Origin of the sequence: Paraburkholderia sp. GAS348, from assembly GCF_050434205.1 — a bacterium.
In the GTDB taxonomy this organism is placed as follows: Bacteria; Pseudomonadota; Gammaproteobacteria; order Burkholderiales; family Burkholderiaceae; genus Paraburkholderia.
Genome location: NZ_JBNPVT010000065.1, coordinates 1 through 1,695, shown reverse-complemented (window position 1 = coordinate 1,695; position 1,695 = coordinate 1). Strand labels below are relative to the sequence as shown.

Annotated in this window: 3 protein-coding genes; all 3 read left to right on the top strand. The window is 61.1% G+C overall.

Annotation, left to right across the window (positions count from 1 at the left end):
• Positions 1 to 627, top strand: a 627-nt coding sequence (locus P3T22_RS33195) for an NADH-quinone oxidoreductase subunit J (RefSeq protein ID WP_429327283.1), incomplete at its 5' end; no start/stop codon positions are given.
• A 20-nt stretch (positions 628 to 647) separates the two neighbouring features.
• Positions 648 to 953, top strand: coding sequence for an NADH-quinone oxidoreductase subunit NuoK (nuoK, locus tag P3T22_RS33190; protein WP_013339863.1), 306 nt, complete (start codon positions 648 to 650; stop codon positions 951 to 953).
• Between the two features lie 17 nt (positions 954 to 970).
• The coding region (locus tag P3T22_RS33185; protein ID WP_429327282.1) for a proton-conducting transporter membrane subunit at positions 971 to 1,695 on the top strand (725 nt) is incomplete at its 3' end.

Sequence of the window (1,695 nt, the reverse complement as noted above, 5' to 3'; positions counted from 1 at the left end):
AAGGTGATCACCTCGCGCAACCCGGTGTCGTCCGCACTGTTTCTGGTGCTGGCGTTCTTCAACGCAGCCGCGATCTGGATGCTGCTGCAGGCCGAGTTCCTCGCGATCCTGCTGGTGCTGGTGTACGTCGGCGCGGTGATGGTGCTGTTCCTGTTCGTCGTGATGATGCTGGACATCAACATCGACGTGCTGCGCAAAGACTTCAAGCGCTTCGTGCCCATGGCCACGCTGGTGGGCGCGATCATCGTGATCGAGACCGCGCTGATCCTGTGGCACGGCTACGGCGCGACCGCCACGGCGCTGCGCGACACCACGGCTGCCGCGAACGGGATGGCCGGCTGGTCGAACACCCGCATCATCGGCAAGGTCATCTACACCGACTACATCTTCGCGTTCGAAGTCGCCGGCCTCGTGCTGCTGGTGGCGATCATCGCGGCGATTGCGCTGACCACGAGTCACAAGAAAGACAGCAAGCGCCAGAACGTCAGCGAGCAGGTCAAGGTGCGTGCCCAGGACCGCGTGCGCATCGTGAAGATGGCCTCGGAAAAGACCGCGGCAACTGTCGCGGCGGAAGAAGCCGCCGCAGCGGCAGCCGCGGCCGACCCGGCACCCGCCAGGAACAGCTGAGCGCACAGGAGAGAGAAACCATGTTGACCCTTGCTCATTACCTTGTCCTCGGCGCGATCCTGTTTGCGATCAGCGTCGTCGGTATTTTCCTGAACCGCCGCAACGTCATCATCATCCTGATGGCGATCGAACTGATGCTGCTGGCGGTGAACACCAATTTTGTCGCGTTCTCGCATTACCTCGGCGACGTGCATGGCCAGATCTTCGTCTTCTTCGTACTGACGGTTGCAGCAGCGGAAGCGGCGATCGGACTCGCAATTCTGGTGACCCTGTTCCGTAGCCTCGACACGATCAATGTCGAGGACCTCGATCAGCTCAAAGGTTAATTTCAGGTAAAGCGGTTATGTCAACGACACTCAATGAAAACCTGCTGCTGGCGATCCCGCTGGCACCGCTGGCCGGCTCCCTGATTGCGGGGCTGTTCGGGAAAGCGGTAGGGCGCGCCGGTGCGCACACGGTGACGATCCTCGGCGTCGCGGTCTCCTTCATCCTCTCGGTCATGGTCTTCCTCCAGGTGATGGACGGCGCGAGCTTCAACGCGACCATCTATGACTGGATGCAGATCGGCAGGACGAAGTTCGAGATCGGCTTCCTGGTCGACTCGCTGACGGCGCTGATGATGTGCGTGGTGACCTTCGTGTCGCTGATGGTGCACATCTACACGATCGGCTACATGGCCGACGACGACGGCTACCAGCGCTTCTTCTCGTACATCGCGCTGTTCACGTTCTCGATGCTGATGCTCGTGATGAGCAACAACTTCCTGCAGCTGTTCTTCGGCTGGGAAGCGGTGGGCCTGGTGTCGTACCTGCTGATCGGCTTCTACTTCACCCGTGAGAGCGCGATCTACGCGAACATGAAGGCGTTCATCGTGAACCGCATCGGCGACTTCGGGTTCCTGCTCGGCATCGGCCTGCTGTTCGCTTTCGCCGGTTCGATGAACTACGGCGACGTGTTCGCGAAGCGCACCGAACTCGCGGCATTGAGCTTCCCGGGCACGGACTGGGGCCTGCTGACGGCCGCCTGCATTTGCCTGTTCATCGGCGCGATGGGTAAGTCGGCGCAGTT